The organism is Marinobacter sp. L-13, from assembly GCF_056857715.1.
In genome coordinates this window covers 1-16,202 of record NZ_JBSXNQ010000066.1, presented here as the reverse complement: position 1 = coordinate 16,202, position 16,202 = coordinate 1, and the positions used below count along the sequence as shown (strand labels likewise).

Below are 16,202 nucleotides of genomic sequence, written 5' to 3'. Positions count from 1 at the left end.
CGATCCCTGATAATATCTGGTTATTACCTAATAGCCAGAATTTCCCGGAGGTGCCCCATGTCGCGAATGGCTGCCGCAGGATTGATCGTGACCCTGGGCCTGCTGGCCCAGACGGCGCTCGGCCAGCAGGCGTCGCCTTCCCGACCGGCGACGACAACGGTCGTCGAGCGCAACGAGCTGCACGAAACCGTGCACCTCGATGGCATCATCGAAGCCGTTCAGCAGAGCACCGTCTCAGCCCAGACCAGCGGCACCGTTCAGAGCCTGCCCTTTGATGTGGATGATTCCGTGGCTGCCGGCGACCTGATTGTCCAGCTGGAGGACAGTGAGCAGCGATCCCGTTTGCGCCAGGCACAAGCCGGGCTGGAAGAGGCCGAGGCAGCACTGGTGGACGCACGCCAGCGGTTTAACCGGATTGAGGCAGTCCACGAACGGGGGCTGGTATCCCGGCAGGAGTTCGATCAGGCCCGCAACAACCTGGCCGCTGCCCGGGCCCGGGTAGAGCGCGCCAGTGCCGCCGTTTCCGAGGCGCAGGAGCAGCTTTCCTATACCCGTGTGGTGGCGCCCTATGGCGGCATCCTGACCGAACGCCACGTTGAGGTTGGCGAAGCGGTCAATCCCGGCCAGCCGCTGCTCAGTGGCTTGTCTCTGGAACAGCTTCGGGTTGTCGTCGATCTGCCCCAGAAATACGCCGAACTGGCGCGTACGGAGCGTCAGGCCCAGGTTACCCTGGCCGACGGCCGGGTGCTGGAAACCGGTGAAATGACTTTCTATCCCTATGCGAATCCGCAAACCCATACTTTCCGCCTGCGCATGCGCCTGAGTGAGCCCAACGGTTCCCTGTTTCCCGGCATGCTGGTGAAAGTCAGCGTGCCGGTTGCCACCCGGGAGGCCCTGTGGGTGCCGGCCAGCAGCCTGATTCAACGCAGTGAACTCAGGGCGGTATTTGTGCTCGATGATCAGGATCAGCCCAGGCTGAGGCAGGTTCGCACTGGGGTGCGGGACAATGGCCGGCTGGAGATTCTTGCGGGCCTGAGCGAGGGCGAGCGGGTAGTCACAAACCCGTCTGTACTGGTGGGCAGCGAGCGCCTGAATCCGCTTGAAAGAACGGGCGAGGAGTCGAACCCGTGAGCCGTAATTTGCCGCCCGTTGGTCCATCCGGTGCCATCGCCCGGGTTTTCCAGAACAACCATCTGACACCGCTGCTGGCCATTCTGGCAATTATTCTGGGCATCCTGGCCGTGGTGGTCACGCCCAAAGAAGAAGAGCCCCAGATTGACGTCACCATGGCCGATATCATGGTGGCCTTTCCCGGCGCCAGCACCCGGGAGGTGGAAAGCGCGATTGCCACGCCCGCCGAACAGGTGATGAGTGAGATCAAAGGCGTCGAACACGTCTATTCGGTATCCCGCCAGGGCCAGGCCGTGATCACGGTGCAGTTCGAGGTGGGTATTCCACGGCAGGAAGCCCTGGTGCGGCTGTACAACCAGGTGTACTCCAACCAGGACTGGTTGCCGCCCGATCTGGGCGCGACCCAGCCGGTGATCAAGCCCAAGGGCATCGATGATGTGCCGGTGATGACCCTGACCCTCTACGATCCGGTCAACGGCCACACGGGTGAGGAGCTGACCCGTCTGGCGCACATGCTGGAAGTCGCCCTGAAACGGGTTCCCGGTACCCGGGATGTCTATACCACCGGTGGCATTCCGGATCGCGTGGATATCCGGTTCGATCCGGCGTTGCTGGCGGGGTTCAATCTCACCATCGACGATGTCCGTAACGCCCTGGCGGCGGCCAACACCAGCAGCCAGGAGGCCCGGATTACCCGGGATAACCTGTCGATACCGGTCCAGGCCGGAACGCTTCTGGAAACCGTGGAGGATGTCCGGCGCCTGGTGGTGGGTATGCACAACGGCGCAGCGGTGTACCTGGAAGATGTGGCGGATGTCAGCCGCGGTGGCACCGTGGTGGACCAGAGTGTGATGACCGGATTCGGGCCGGCCCACAAGGACGGCCAGGCCGGCCGGCCCGGTGAGGTTTACCCCGCGGTGACCCTGGCCATTGCCAAGAAGCCGGGCGAGAACGCCATCAACATCACCACGGCCATTGAAGAGCGTCTGGAGCAATTACGCAACCGGGCACTGCCGGAATCTGTGGAGGTTCTGGTGACCCGTGACTATGGTGTGACCGCCTCCCAGAAAGCCCGCAAACTGATAACCGATCTGATCTCCGCCACCCTCTGCGTTGTGTTGCTGGTGCTGGCGGCCATGGGCTGGCGCCAGGCGCTGATTGTCGGCATTGCGGTGCTGATCACTCTGCTGCTGACCCTGGTGTTTTCCTGGGCCTGGGGCTTCACCCTGAACCGCGTCTCCCTGTTTGCGCTGATCTTCTCCATCGGCATTCTGGTGGACGACGGCATCGTGATCACCGAGAACATCAACCGGCGGATCCAGAACACCCGGCGGGCGGTGAAGGACATTATTCCCGTTGCAGTGGACGAGGTGGGCACCCCCACCATTATGGCCAGCCTCACCATCATGGCGGCCCTGATTCCGATGGCCTTTGTCAGTGGCCTGATGGGCCCCTACATGAGCCCGATTCCGATCAACGCCTCGGCCGGTATGGTGCTGTCCCAGATTGTTGCCTTTGTGGTGGCGCCCTGGCTGGCGTTCCGGTTGCTCAAGCACAAGAAGGGTGAGCAGGCCGCCGAAGCCGAGGAGGCTTCCAGCTCTGCCGATGGCGTCAGCCCGGTGTCCCTGCGGATTTTCCGGACCGTGCTCGGGCCGTTCCTGGGGGATCATCCCTGGCGGCGTCGTGTGCTGGCGCTGGGTGTGGTGGGTCTGACTCTCGCTGCAACCTCGCTGCCGGTGTTCCAGGCGGTGATCCTGAAGATGCTGCCGTTCGACAACAAGTCCGAGTTGCAGGTGGTAGTGGATATGCCCGAGCGCACGCCCATGGAGCAGACCCAGCGGGTGTTGATGGAAATGGGCAGCTACCTGGAAACGGTGGATGAGGTGGCCAACTGGCAGACCTACGCCGGCACCGCGTCGCCGATCAATTTCAACGGTCTGGTCAGGCAATACTACTTGCGTGGCGACCCTTACCATGGCGATATCCAGGTCAATCTGATTCATGAGGAGGACCGGGAACGGCAGTCCCACGCCATTGCCCAATCCCTGCGGGGGCCGCTGACCGAGATCGGTAAGCAGTACGGTGCCAGCGTCAAGATTGTTGAGGTTCCGCCTGGCCCGCCAGTACTGTCACCCGTGGTGGCGGAAATCTACGCGGTGGATGAAACCCGCCGGGCGGAACTGGCCCGCCAGGTGGCCGAGGGCATGACCGAGGTGGATGGCCTGGTGGATATCGATACCACGCTGGAAGCGCCCACACGACAATGGGAAGTGGTTGTGGATCGGGACCGCGCGGCAAGGCTTGGCGTGTCCCAGGCCCAGGTGGTCGGTGCCCTCCAGACGGCCCTGGGCGGTACCAGTGTCAGCTTCCTGCACGATGACCATGCCAAGTACCCTGTTCCAATTCGTGTGATTCTGAGCGAAGGTGACAAGGCCCAGCCCTCGGTATTGTTATCCCTGAACGTGCGAAGTCGTGATGGCAACCTCGTCCCGCTGGCGAGTATTGCCGACGTTCGCGAGGCCGACTGGATGGGCGCGATTTACCACAAGGATTTGCTGCCGGTGACCTACGTGACGGCGGATATGGCAGGAGAGGTCGATTCGCCGCTGTACGGCATGTTTGCCATGGTGGAGCGCCTGAACCAGCAGGAGGGAGCGCCAGAGCAGTATTTCATCGATCAGCCCCCGTTGCCGGAAAAAGGCACCCTGAAATGGGACGGTGAATGGCAGATTACTTACGAGACCTTCCGGGATATGGGCGCCGCCTACAGCGTGGGCGTGTTCATGATCTTCGTGTTGCTGGTGGCCCAGTTCCGCTCCTATATTCTGCCGCTGGTGATCATGGCGCCCATTCCCCTGACGATGATCGGCATCATGCCCGGCCATGCCCTTCTGGGGCGGGAATTTACCGCCACCAGCATGATCGGCATGATTGCCCTGGCCGGCATCATCGTGCGCAATTCCATCCTGTTGGTGGTGTTTATTCGGCAGTTGATCGAGGAGGGTGTCGAACTGGACGAAGCGGTGGTCCTGGCCGGCGCGGTGCGCATCAAGCCCATCGCCCTGACGGCGATTTCGGCGATGGTGGGGGCTTACTTCATCCTGAACGATCCGATTTTCAACGGCCTGGCGATATCCCTGGTGTTCGGTCTGGCCATGTCCACGTTACTGACCGTGCTGGTGGTGCCCCTGCTGTATTACACCCTGGCGCGCTGCAAGTGGGTGTGACGCGGGGTGTTTACGCCTGGCATGGCACCAGGACGCTGTCGGAACTGATGATCCGGTTCCGCCCCGCGTCCTTGGCGTTATAGAGGTACTCGTCGGCACGGCCGATCAGGCTGCGAAGGTCGGCGCCGTCCGGACCAAACTGGGCAATGCCGCCGCTGATGGTGAGCCTGATGGCCTGGTCCTGATAGGACACGGGGTTTGACTCGATCTCATTCCGGATCTTTTCGGCCACCCGATGAGCCTGGTCTGCGGTGGTGTTGGTGAGCAGAATGGCGAACTCTTCACCGCCCAGTCGTGTGGCAAGATCGGTTGCTCTCAGCGATGCCCGCAGTGTGCCGGCAACATGCCTGAGCGCCCGGTCGCCCGCCTCGTGACCATGCTGATCATTGACCTGTTTGAAGTGGTCCAGGTCCAGCACCAGCATGGACAGCGGGGTTCCGTTGCGGAGGCTGCGCTTGCGCTCCTGCTCGAAAACGTCGCTCAGGCGTGCGCGGTTGGCGAGACCTGTCAGCGCATCGGTCTGGGCCATTTTCAGCAGGCGCGATTCGGATTGCTCCCGGGTGATCTCGTAAATATGGGAGAAGGCCAGAATGGTCAGGGACATCAGCCCCATGTTGGCAATCGGAAGCGGCTGCATCAGCTCCGGCGCATCGTGGAATTTGAAGAAGAAAATCACTGCCGCCGTAACCATGAACACGGCTGATACCAGAAGACCCAGCCGCCGCCCCATCAGAAGGTGAGAAAGGATGGGAATTAACAGAACCCAGGCGAATACGGTTGTTGTCGCCCGGGGAGACGTGAGCGCGAACATCATGGTGATGCAAAAGGGCAGGATAAACGCCAGGATCCATCGTTCCAGGTGTTTGGTGTTTCCGATTGCCCAGAAAATGAAAACCGAGTAGCACGCCATGCCAATCTCGGCAAAGGCCATGGGGTAGTTCCCTCTCTGCATGTTGAGCATAAAGAAAAGCAGGCCACTGACGGCGGTCAGTATCAGCAGCGTTTTTAACACCGCTTTGCGGTACGGACGGGCAAGGTGCTTCTGTGATTCCGTATAGCTTTCCATGGGTCTGGTCTGGGCATCCGGTGCACTGGAGTGATGTGTACAAAGTGGTTGCACATGCTGCAAGCTCCGGCCATTAGATCAGAAATCCGGCAATGTAGCCGTCTACCTTAGACTAAAGTCTAGGGTGCAGGGGGTCCTCAACGAGTCGGCCAGTAGCGCTGCATTTCCACGAACAGGAAAGAGGCGCTCCAGGTGATCAGAACCAGTCCGGCCAGCGCCTCTATGCCGGTGAGAAAGCGCAGAATACCGAAAGGTTCGATATCGCCGTAGCCAAGAGTCGTGAAGGTGGTGAAGGAAAAGTAGGCGCAGTCCAGGATGCTGCCGCTGAAATTGCCGGTTAAATGGCCCCAGCCCTCGGCGTGGTGCATGAAATAGAAGGCACTGGCAAAGATCCAGACCTGGAGGGTGTGAGCGGCAAGAATGCCGAAGACGGCAGCGATCAGTCGGAAACGGTGGCTCTGGCGCATTCTCGACAGAAGGCTGCTTAAATTCAGGAGCACTTCGTGATGGATCAGCACCACAACGGCAACGATCAGCCCGTTAATGAGCGTTGCGTTGAGAAGATTGACATGGTGTTCTGCTGCCAACAATGATGCTCTCCGTTGCCATGACTGAAAAAACACTGCGTAAAATTGACGCAGGAATTCGGCTTGTCCGATCCGAAAACGAGCCCTGATTGTATAGTAGTCTGAACCCGACAGCCCAATGGGCTTTATTTACCTTAGCTGGCCTGCAAGTAATGTCCAAAAGACTGATTCCCCTGTTGATTCTCGCCGTCGGTATCGCCGGTTTCATGATTCTCAAAATGACCCGCCCGGAGCCTGCAGAGGTCAGTGCCACCGAGCGCAGTTGGCGTGTCCAGGTTCAGGAAATTGAGCCGGGCACGCATACCCCGGTGCTGCCCCTGTATGGCGAAGTACTGGCCCCGGAGCAACTGACGGTGACAGCAACCCTGGCCGGTCGAATCGGTACGCGGCCCGTGACCGAGGGGCGGCGGGTCAAGGAGGGCGAGCTTCTGGTGGCACTGGACGATGCCGATATCCAGCCTGCGCTGGCCCAGGCCGAAGCACAGGTCAAAGACCTTGAAGCCCAGATCCGATCGGAGCAGGTCCGGTACCGGAATGATCAGACGGCGCTGGCCAGCGAACAGGCCATTCTGGAAAACGCCCGGCGGAAGCTGGAGCGTACCCGGTCGTTGGTGAATCGCAACCTGGCTTCCCGCGAGGCACTGGAAGCGGCCACGGACGCCGCGGCCAGAGCAGAGCTGACGGTAAATGCCAGGCAACGGGCAATCGAAGAGCATCCGGCGCGGCTGCAGAGCCTTCAGGCGAAACTCGCCCAGGCAGAGGCAAACCTGCTCAGCACCCGACGGGATGCCGAACGGGCCCGTATGACGGCGCCTTTTGACGGCATGGCGACCGACATCCGCGTGGCCGAAGGTGACCAGGTCAGCCGTAATGAACCTCTGTTGTCGCTCTACCCCGTTGATGGTCTGGAACTCAGGGCCAGGGTGCCGGAGATGTTCCGGGGCGAACTTCTGGATGCCCTGCAGCGGGGAGAAACACTGATTGCCACCAGTGCCGGAGATCAGCACCGGTTTCAGCTTGCCCGGTTTGCCGGAACCAGTGATCCGTCCGGAACCGAAGCCATTCTCGAACTGCAGGGGGATCCCCGTGGGATCCGTCCGGGCGGTTTAATGCCCGTCACGCTTGAACGGGCGGCACGGAGCAATACCGTGTCGATTCCGTTCAGTGCTCTTTATGGCGCCGACAGCGTTTACCTGATGTCTTCAGACGGCCGGATGCAGCGCGCCCGAATAGAACGTATTGGCGAGGCCCGGGGCAGCAATGGTGAGCGCCGTCTGCTGGTATCCGGTGAAGCCCTGGTATCTGGCGCGCAACTGATTACGACGCATCTGCCCAACGCTGTCACCGGCCTCAAGGTGGATGTGGCAGATTCCGGAGTGGCATCTCAATGAGGCGGAAAAAGGGCGTCATCGGCTTTTTCGTTCATCACCGGGTTGCTGCCAACCTGGTCATGCTGGTGATGCTGCTCGGTGGTGTGCTGGCTCTGACCCGCATGAACATCCAGTTCTTCCCCACCTTTGCCCTGGACGTGGTCAGTGTCCGGGTGGTCTGGAGTGGTGCGTCCGCCGAAGACGTGGAGCAGGGCATTACCAACCCTCTGGAGCAGCGCCTGCGCAGCGTCGATGGCCTGAAAAAAATGACCTCCACCTCGGCCCAGGGGGTTTCCTCCATAACCCTCGAATTCGAGGAAGGCACCAATCCGATCCAGGCCCTGGACGACGTACGCCAGCAGGTGGATGAATTCACCAATTTCCCGGCGGAGGCGGAGGAACCCCAGGTAACCCGCATTGAACGCTACGAGCCGGTGGCCCGGTTGCTGGTGTACGGCGATGTAGACCGCAGTGAGCTGCGGCAGATGACCTACCGTTTTGAAGATGAACTGCTCCAGCGTGGCATTGACCGGGTTTCGATCCGCGGCCTGCCGGAGCAGCAGATCAGCATTGATGTGCCGGTTGAGCGGCTGGAAGCACTGGGGCTGTCACTGGAGCAGATTGCCGAGCGCGTGGCCGCCATCTCCCGGGATCTGCCTGCCGGCATGATGGCGCAGCAGGATGCGACCCGGGAACTTCGGGCCGTGGAACAGCGCCGAAGCCCCCAGGAATTCGAGAACATTCCGGTGCTCAGTGGTGAGCGGATCCAGCTCAATCTGGGCGATGTGGCGATTATCCGGCAGGAGGCCCGCGAGAGCCAGGTGACCCTCGAGAAGGACGGCAAGCCGGCCGTTGAACTCCAGCTGCAGCGATCGGAAAACGGCAATTCGCTGGCAGCGGCCCAGGTACTGGAAACCTGGCTGGCCGATACCCGGCCGGTGCTGCCGCCGACGGTAAAGCTGGAGGTGTACGATGAGACCTGGCAGCTTCTGGATGATCGTATCTCCCTACTGGTGAACAACGGGCTGGGTGGCCTGGTTCTGGTGGTATGCCTGCTTTACCTGTTTCTCCCCGGTCGGGTTGCCATGTGGGTGGCTGTGGGTATTCCGACGGCGTTCCTGGCGGCCATGGCGGTTCTCTGGCTGATTGGGGGTTCCATCAACATGATCTCCCTGTTCGCCCTGATCATGGCGTTGGGGGTGATCGTCGACGATGCCATTGTGGTGGGCGAGGATGCCGACGCCCACTCCCGCATGGGCGAGGAATCCATCTACGCCTCGGAAGGGGCTGCCAAACGTATGGTGTGGCCCGTGCTGGCCTCGTCTCTCACGACGGTTGCGGCCTTTATGCCCCTGCTCGTGGTGGGCGGTGTCATTGGCAACATTCTGGGCGATATTCCGCTGGTGATGATCTGCGTTCTGGTCGCGTCCCTGCTTGAGTGTTTCATCGTATTGCCGGCGCACTTGCGTCATGCCTTCGTGCCCAGACGTAAGAAAAAAGCGGGAGAGGCAGAACCCGAGCCAAAAGCACCGGGTCCCGTGGAGCGCTTCCGGCGGGGGTTCGAGCAGCGTTTCGACCGTTTCCGGGAAGGCCGGTTTCGCCGGTTCTCTCGGTATAGCCTGGAACACCGGGGGGCTACCGTGGCGAGCGCGGTGGCCCTGGCAATCGTAACGGTCGGTCTGCTGGCCGGTGGCCGGCTCGGATTCAACTTTTTCCCAACACCGGAGCCTTCGGTCTTCTACGCCAATGCCAGCTTTGTGGCCGGAACGGATCGCGGCACCGTTGAGGAGTTCCTGACCCAGATGCAGCGAACGCTCAATGAGACCGAAGAGGCGCTTGGTGGTGATTTCATTTTGCATGCAGTCACTACCCGGGGCGCAACCCAGGGTGCCGAGGGCAGTTCCCGTAGCGGCGATGAACTGGGTTCGATGATGATCGAACTGGTGCCCTCCGATCGCCGTTCGGTTCGTAATCCGGAATTTATCACGGAGTGGCGCAGCCGTCTGGAGACACCGGCCGGGCTGGACAATCTGACGATTTCCGAACGTCAGGCCGGGCCGCCGGGCCGGGATGTGAATGTGCGTTTGACCGGCGACAACGCGGAGAATCTGAAGCGTGCCGCGGATGAACTGGGGCAGGCGCTCTCGACGCTGCCCGGTGTGCTGGACGTTGAGGATGACATGCCGTGGGGCAGGGAGCAGCTGCTTTACCAGGTCAGCGCCTATGGCGAGGCACTCGGATTGACCACCTCCGATCTCGGGCGCCAGCTCAGGGCTGCCTTCGACGGCCGGATCGCCCAGATCTACCAGGATGGCCGGGATGAAGTCGAAGTTCGCGTGCAACTGCCCAAGGATCAGCGGGAGCGCTTGTCGACGCTCTCCCGAATCACCGTGCGGGTGCCGGACGGTCGCTTTGTTCCCCTGACCCAGGTCATGAACCTGGACCACCGTCAGGGCTTCCAGGCCCTGCGACACGCCGAGGGCCGGTTGGCGGTTGAAGTCACCTCTGGGCTGAACACCCGGGTCAGCACCACCGACCAGATTCTGACCAGCCTTGAAGCAGACGCACTGCCGGATATCGCCAGTCGCTACAATGTGCGTTACAGCTTCGAGGGCCGTGCGGCCGACCAGAGGGAGACCCTGGGAGACATGCAAACCGGACTGGTTATCGGGTTGGCGCTGATGTACGTGGTGCTTGCGTGGGTGTTTGCCTCCTGGAGCCTGCCGCTGATCGTTATGGCCATCATCCCGTTCGCCCTGGTGGGCGCGTTGCTGGGGCACTGGCTGATGGGGCTGCAACTGACCATTCTTTCCCTCTTCGGGTTGTTTGGTCTTTCCGGGATTGTGGTCAATAACGCCATCATCCTCGTAGCTTTCTACAACCAGCAGCGGAAAAAGGGCCTGGGAATCACCGATGCGCTTAACGAGGCCGCGGTACAGCGGGTTCGTGCGGTTATGTTGACTTCCCTGACCACCATCGGCGGGCTATTGCCGCTGATGTTCGAAACGTCCCTGCAGGCCCAGTTCCTGATCCCCATGGCCACCTCAATTGCCTTTGGCCTCGGGCTATCGACTTTGCTGGTCCTGTTGGTCATACCGGCGTTGCTGTCCTGGCTGGAGCAGTTCCGCGAGTGGCGTGCGCGCCGGCACGGAACCTATGCTGATCCTATCGGGGCGGCGGATTGACCACCTGGTTCTGATTGACCCGGGCAAAGCCGTCGCCTCAACTCGTCAGACAAGGAAACTATGGTGGACTCTCTGCTTTCGGCCCGTGGCCTGAACAAGCAATTCCGCAGCGGTAATGAACCGGTGCCCGTGCTCAGGGGGCTCTCCCTGGGTCTGGAGCGGGGCCAGTCACTGGCGCTGACCGGTCGATCCGGATCCGGCAAGAGTACCTTGCTGAACATTTTCTGTGGTCTGGAGAAACCGGATTCAGGGGTGGTTCAGGTGCTCGACGAGACATTTGATGCCCGGTCAACGGAGGCCGAGAGCAAGTCTGAACGTCGCTGGGGGACGCTTCGCCGACAACAGATCGGGGTAGTCTTTCAGGAAGCCAACCTGATGCCGGCCCTGTCTTTGCTGGACAACGTCCGTTTTCGTGCCCGGCTTGCCGGCCAATCCGAGGATGGATGTCAGGACTGGCTCGAGCGCCTGGGGATCGGCGAGCTTGCCGACCGATACCCGGATCAGGTGTCCGGGGGACAACGCCAGCGCGCGGCACTGGCCATGGTGTTTGCCATGAAGCCGGCCCTGGTTCTTGCTGACGAACCCACAGGCAGCCTGGACCGGCACACGGCAGAGGCCGTGATCGGGCAGCTTTTCGAATTGCAGGCCCGCCATGGCTGCGGACTGATCCTCGCCACCCACGATCCGGAACTGGCCGCCCGCTGCAGCCAGCATCTGGATCTTGGCCACGTGCCGGAAACCTGAGCCCGACATGACCCTGTTGGCCGCCCTGTTCAGTCATTACCGCCGCCATCCGCTTCAGCTGCTGGCATTGGCTGCCATGATTGTGCTCGCCACCATGCTCTGGACGGGCGTGCACCATCTCACCAGCCAGGCCCGGGCCAGTCTTGATCAGAGCGAATCGGCGGTGGCCGAACGCCAGCAGATAGTCCGCCAGGACGGTAAGCCCCTGACTGTGGATGATTTTGTCGAGCTGCGCCGAGCAGGGCTCTGCGTGATGCCCTGGTGGGAAGTGCCTTCGCCGCAAGGCGGTCGTGTGGTGGGTATCGCCCCTTTGGCGGCCGGATGCTTTGAGAGTCCTGACAGCGAAGAGGCGCCCTGGCAGGGTGAACTGGATGGTCGTCCCTTTGTTGATATCAGTGAAGCGGCTGAACTTGCCGGAAAGAACGAAGGTGGGTTGTCGTTGCTGATCTCCGATGCCCACACTGACGGGTCACTTCCTGACGGGTATCGATTGGCGCCGTTTCGGGTTGGCCCGGATACCGGAGAGCTGGGCGACAGTTTTCTGCTGAATCTTGACGCGCTGGGCGTGCTGGTTTTGCTGATTACCGCCTTGCTGGTTCGCAGCGTGTATCTGCTGGGGATGGCGCAACGTCGAGACAGCTTCGCTTTGCTGCACCGGTTTGGTGTCCCCCAAGCCCGACTCAACCGGCTGCTGGTCGTGGAGATTCTCTTGTTGGCCCTGCTGTGTATCGTACCTGGTATATGGCTGGGTCGCTGGCTGGCGACCGGGCTGGGTAGCGGATTCGGGCGCGCCCTCGAGGGGCTGTTCGATCAGCCGTTGTACGCGGGCCAGGGTGGCAACTGGCTGGTTCCGCTTGCAACCATGCTGACGGTGGTTCTGGTGGCTTGCCTGGCCGATTTTCTCCGTCCATGGGCCCGAGCGTTTGCGGGAAGTAGCCGCCGGTCCGGCGGTTTGGTGGTGTTGGTGCTTATCGCTGGCCTGGCCTTGTCAGCCTGGGTTACGGATCTGCTCTGGCTTTTTGTCGCCGTGGCCCTCGTGTTTGTGGCTGCCGGGATCCTTGCACCGAGATTGATTGCCTGGCTTGCGGATTGGCGGTCCGGGCACGACCGGAATCTGCAGGCCCGCTGGCGCCATCGGGAGCTATCAGTGCTGGCGCGGCGTCTGGCACTGCCATTGGTCGCTCTGCAGTTCGCCATGGCCATGGTTCTGGCGGTTCAGGCTCTGGTGACGACCTTTGAAAGTACATTTGATCGATGGCTCGCGCAGAGACTGGAGGCGGATTATTACATTGAAGTTCCTGAGTCAGCGGATGCGACCCTCGCGGTGGACTGGCTCGCTGAGCAACCGGAACTCGCAGCGTCTGGCCTGTGGCACCGGGTGATTCGCGGCCGTGCAACTTTGCCGGGCAACGGGGATGAGGCAGGCACAGAGGTGGACGTCTTTGCCATCGGCCCTGTAGGCCCACTGGTGACCGATTGGCAGTTGCTTGAGTCAGCGTCACGGCCCTGGCAGCGACTGCAGCAGGGCCAGGGAGTGATGGTGAATGAACAGCTGGCGCGCAGGCAGAATGTACAGGTCGGCCAGTCCCTGGAGGTAACCCTCGGAAGCGGTTCGTTCGAGTTTCCCGTGCTGGCCACCTACCCGGACTACGGTCGCCCCGCTGGCGAAATCCTGATTCATCCTTCGGTGCTTCCTGAAGACTTCGCAACCGGTTTCCAGAGCCTGTCGGTATCGCCCGGAAATCTCGACATCGAGGAAGTGACCGGTGGATTAAAGCGGGTATGGCAGGTGGATGAGCTGACGGTCCGGGACAACCGGGCTATTGAAGAACTCGCCACGGCCATCTTTGACCAGACCTTCCTGCTGACCCGGGCCATGACTACCCTGACCCTGATACTGGCGGCCATTGCACTGTTGATGATGGGCTGGGTCTTCTTCTCCACCCGGGCCTGGTATTTCCGGCTTTTGGTCGTCTGGGGACTATCCGTGCGACAAGCATCGGCCCAACTGATCCGGCTGTCAGTGTCGTTGACCGCTGCAATTACCCTGCTGGCCCTGCCGCTTGGCATCTGGCTGACCTTGGTTCTGGTGCATCGCATCAACCCCATCGCGTTCGGCTGGTCCCTGCCCATGGCGGTCTATCCCCGGTTCTGGCTGGAGCTTGGGGTGCTGAGTCTGCTGATTGGCCTCAGCATCGGCCTGCTGATGATGCGCCAGTTGAAATCACCAACGGTTGCCCCTGTGAACGCCAACGCGCTGGCGGGAGGTGAGCGATGAGACGCTGGATACTGATGTTGTCCATCGTGGTTCTGGCCGGTTGTTCGGAGTCACAACAAGAAGCAGGGTTCGCCGGACTGGCGGGTGTCGCAGAAAACGACGCCGAAGTGCCCTTCCTTCAGCCCGGGCCGGGCGACCGCCTGATATTTCCCGATGATTTCGGCCCGCACCCGCAACACCGGATCGAATGGTGGTATCTGACCGCCAATTTGAGGACTGAAGAAGGTGAGCCGTTGGGCCTGCAATGGACCCAGTTCCGCCAAGCCATTACGCCCAGACCGGCAGATGCTGAACCTCCTGAGGCAGCCGACTGGCCCCTGGAAGCGGCCTGGATGGCCCATGCCGCGGTGAGCTTTGATGCCCGGCACTACTTTGCAGAGAAACTGGCCCGGGGCGATGTCGGCCATGCCGGCGCACAGGCGCAGCCACTGGCCGTCTGGCTGGACGACTGGCAGCTTGAGGCAACATCCGAAAGCGAGTCATGGCGGTTGCAGCTGGCGGCGGATGGCTGGTCCTACGACTTGTCCCTCTCGATCAATGGCAAGCCTGTTGCGCACGGTGATAACGGCTTCAGTGCCAAATCCGCCGATGGTGAGGGTTCGATGTATTTCAGTCTGGTGGACCTGCACATCGAGGGTACTGTCACGCTGGGTAATGAGACACTTGAGGTTGCGGGCAAGGGCTGGTTCGACCGGGAGTGGAGTAGTCAGTTTCTCAAATCGGGCCAGCAGGGCTGGGACTGGTTTGCGCTGCACCTGGAGTCGGGTGACAAATTGATGGCTTTCCAGCTCCGCGAGGAGGACGGCGGTTTTCGTTCCGGAACCTGGATTCCGGAGGATGGCGAGCCCGTAGCGCTTCAGCCCAGTCAGCTTCGCATTCGCCCGGAGGAACCAGACGCCCGGGGCTTTCCCCGCCTTTGGCGTCTGGAGGTTCCGGATTATGGGGTGAGCCTTGAAATTTCGGCTCCCCCTGGAAACTACCTGAATGACGGGCTTTACCCTTATTGGGAAAGCCCTGTCACCGTCGCCGGCAGCCACTCTGGCGAGGGCTACATGGAATTGACCGGCTACGGCGACTGAACACTCAGTGCTTATTCGACCGCGGTTGCCCCGATCCGGTGGATGCTCAGGTCCGCCCCGTTGAACTCTTCTTCTTCGGTCAGACGCAGTCCGGAAATGGCGTTGATAACCCCATAGACAATCAGACCGCCCACAAAGGCCACCACCACGCCGGCCACCGAGCCGATGATCTGGGACATCAGGCTGACGCCGCCGAGACCACCGAGTGCCTCCTGGCCAAAGATGCCGCAGGCAATCGCGCCCCAGACACCACAGACACCGTGCAGGGGCCAGACACCGAGCACATCGTCCAGGCGCTCGATCTTGGCCTGGGCCCACTCGAACAAATACACGAAGATGGCGCCGGCGACGCCGCCCGTTACCAGGGCACCCACCGGGTGCATCAGATCAGAGCCGGCACATACCGCCACCAGCCCTGCTAGCGGACCGTTGTGGATAAAGCCCGGGTCCTTGCGGCCCAGCAGCATGGACACCAGGATGCCGCCGACCATGGCCATCAGGCTGTTTACGGCCACCAGGCCGCTGATGCCGTCCAGGGTCTGGGCGGACATGACGTTGAAGCCGAACCAGCCGACGGTCAGGATCCAGGCGCCCAGGGCCAGGAAGGGAATGTTGGAGGGGGCAAAAGCCACCACCTTGCCGTTACGGTAGCGCCCATTTCGTGCACCGAGGACCAGAACGGCCGCCAGGGCTATCCAGCCGCCCACTGCATGCACTACAACGGAGCCGGCGAAGTCGTGAAAGGACGCACCAAACTGGTTCTCCAGCCAGCCCTGGAAGCCATAGTTGCCGTTCCAGATCAGCCCCTCAAAGAAGGGATAGATAAAGGCAACAATCAGGCCAGAGGCAATCAGCATCGGATAGAACTTTGCCCGTTCAGCGATACCACCGGAGACAATCGCGGGAATGGCTGCGGCGAAGGTCATCAGGAAGAAAAACTTCACCAGATCATAGCCGTTGGCGGCGGTGAGCTCGGCGGCACCGCTCATGAAATGGCTGCCGTAGGCAATGTAGTAGCCGATGAAGAAATAGGCCACGGCAGAGATGCCAAAGTCGGTCATGATCTTCACCAGGGCGTTGACCTGGTTCTTGTGGCGAACGGTGCCTACTTCCAGAAAAGCAAAGCCGGCATGCATGGCCAGCACCATAATGGCGCCGATGAGGATGAACAGCGTGTTGGCGCTTTCAGTCAGGGTGTGTACTGCACTCGTGATGTCCACGGGTTTTCGCTCCTGATGTTGTGTGTCCGGCCTCTAGCGGGCCGCTTTACGTTGAAATGTGCATTGATGAGGTGCAGCTAAAGCAAGAGCTGTTCCAAAATAATGCATTTCAAGCGCGGAAGGGCAGTTGGGTGGTTCTGGACAGATGTGGGAGACGTGTTTTAGAGCCAAAGTGCACTAGCCCGAATTTCTCATGAGGGGATAAAAGAAAGCGGCTGAAAGTGTTAAAATTTCAGGACCTTACACCATCAATCAACACCAACAACCGCTATCCAAAATGGTACCTCAAAAACTGACCTTCTCGCCACTTTCCCG

At 61.0% G+C, this 16,202-nt stretch carries 10 protein-coding genes; 7 read left to right on the top strand and 3 right to left on the bottom strand.

Annotation, left to right across the window (positions count from 1 at the left end):
• The first annotated feature begins 57 nt into the window (after positions 1-57).
• Both AC13DD_RS18680 and AC13DD_RS18675 read left to right on the top strand, forming a co-directional pair.
• Positions 58-1,131, top strand: coding sequence for an efflux RND transporter periplasmic adaptor subunit (locus tag AC13DD_RS18680; RefSeq protein WP_405417954.1), 1,074 nt, complete (start codon positions 58-60; stop codon positions 1,129-1,131).
• Entirely contained in the window at positions 1,128-4,358 is a 3,231-nt protein-coding gene (locus AC13DD_RS18675; RefSeq protein ID WP_405417956.1) for an efflux RND transporter permease subunit, read from the top strand. Before AC13DD_RS18680 ends, AC13DD_RS18675 begins: the two co-directional genes overlap by 4 nt.
• A 10-nt stretch (positions 4,359-4,368) precedes the next feature.
• On the opposite strand, the gene AC13DD_RS18670 is transcribed toward AC13DD_RS18675, so the two are convergent.
• Both AC13DD_RS18670 and AC13DD_RS18665 read right to left on the bottom strand, forming a co-directional pair.
• A complete protein-coding gene (locus AC13DD_RS18670; RefSeq protein WP_482931572.1) occupies positions 4,369-5,424 on the bottom strand; it encodes a GGDEF domain-containing protein in 1,056 nt (351 codons plus the stop codon).
• A 137-nt stretch (positions 5,425-5,561) separates the two neighbouring features.
• Positions 5,562-6,011 carry a potassium channel family protein gene (locus tag AC13DD_RS18665; RefSeq protein WP_136630730.1) on the bottom strand — a complete coding sequence of 150 codons (450 nt, stop codon included), beginning with the start codon at positions 6,009-6,011 and terminating at the stop codon, positions 5,562-5,564.
• Between the two features lie 152 nt (positions 6,012-6,163).
• Here AC13DD_RS18665 and AC13DD_RS18660 point away from each other — a divergent pair, with 152 nt between their 5' ends.
• Genes AC13DD_RS18660 through AC13DD_RS18640 form a run of 5 tightly spaced genes read left to right on the top strand, consistent with a single transcriptional unit; the run spans position 6,164 to position 14,667 of the window.
• Complete coding sequence (locus AC13DD_RS18660; RefSeq protein ID WP_412536942.1) at positions 6,164-7,402, top strand: efflux RND transporter periplasmic adaptor subunit; 1,239 nt, start codon at positions 6,164-6,166, stop codon at positions 7,400-7,402.
• Positions 7,399-10,566: an efflux RND transporter permease subunit gene (locus AC13DD_RS18655; RefSeq protein WP_136630681.1), complete on the top strand. Its 3,168-nt coding sequence runs from the start codon at positions 7,399-7,401 to the stop codon at positions 10,564-10,566. Before AC13DD_RS18660 ends, AC13DD_RS18655 begins: the two co-directional genes overlap by 4 nt.
• A 60-nt stretch (positions 10,567-10,626) precedes the next feature.
• Positions 10,627-11,310, top strand: a complete 684-nt coding sequence (locus tag AC13DD_RS18650) for an ABC transporter ATP-binding protein (protein ID WP_482931571.1) — start codon at positions 10,627-10,629, stop codon at positions 11,308-11,310.
• 7 nt (positions 11,311-11,317) lie between these two features.
• The gene (locus tag AC13DD_RS18645; RefSeq protein ID WP_136630683.1) at positions 11,318-13,588 is read left to right on the top strand and encodes an ABC transporter permease; all 2,271 of its coding nucleotides are present in this window, start codon (positions 11,318-11,320) and stop codon (positions 13,586-13,588) included.
• Entirely contained in the window at positions 13,585-14,667 is a 1,083-nt protein-coding gene (locus AC13DD_RS18640) for a lipocalin-like domain-containing protein (protein WP_136630684.1), read from the top strand. The genes AC13DD_RS18645 and AC13DD_RS18640 overlap by 4 nt, the downstream gene beginning before the upstream one ends.
• 11 nt (positions 14,668-14,678) lie before the next feature.
• On the opposite strand, the gene AC13DD_RS18635 is transcribed toward AC13DD_RS18640, so the two are convergent.
• On the bottom strand, positions 14,679-15,887 hold the full coding sequence (locus AC13DD_RS18635) for an ammonium transporter (RefSeq protein WP_069182647.1): 1,209 nt from the start codon (positions 15,885-15,887) through the stop codon (positions 14,679-14,681).
• Positions 15,888-16,202: the final 315 nt, after the last annotated feature.

What these genes read in the sequence shown, in the direction of transcription:
- AC13DD_RS18645 (WP_136630683.1), top strand. Translation starts at nt 11,318, where the DNA reads ATGACCCTGTTGGCCGCCCTGTTCAGTCATTACCGCCGCCATCCGCTT.
- AC13DD_RS18660 (WP_412536942.1), top strand. Translation starts at nt 6,164, where the DNA reads ATGTCCAAAAGACTGATTCCCCTGTTGATTCTCGCCGTCGGTATCGCC.
- AC13DD_RS18655 (WP_136630681.1), top strand. Translation starts at nt 7,399, where the DNA reads ATGAGGCGGAAAAAGGGCGTCATCGGCTTTTTCGTTCATCACCGGGTT.
- AC13DD_RS18670 (WP_482931572.1), bottom strand. Translation starts at nt 5,424, where the DNA reads ATGGAAAGCTATACGGAATCACAGAAGCACCTTGCCCGTCCGTACCGC.
- AC13DD_RS18680 (WP_405417954.1), top strand. Translation starts at nt 58, where the DNA reads ATGTCGCGAATGGCTGCCGCAGGATTGATCGTGACCCTGGGCCTGCTG.
- AC13DD_RS18650 (WP_482931571.1), top strand. Translation starts at nt 10,627, where the DNA reads ATGGTGGACTCTCTGCTTTCGGCCCGTGGCCTGAACAAGCAATTCCGC.
- AC13DD_RS18640 (WP_136630684.1), top strand. Translation starts at nt 13,585, where the DNA reads ATGAGACGCTGGATACTGATGTTGTCCATCGTGGTTCTGGCCGGTTGT.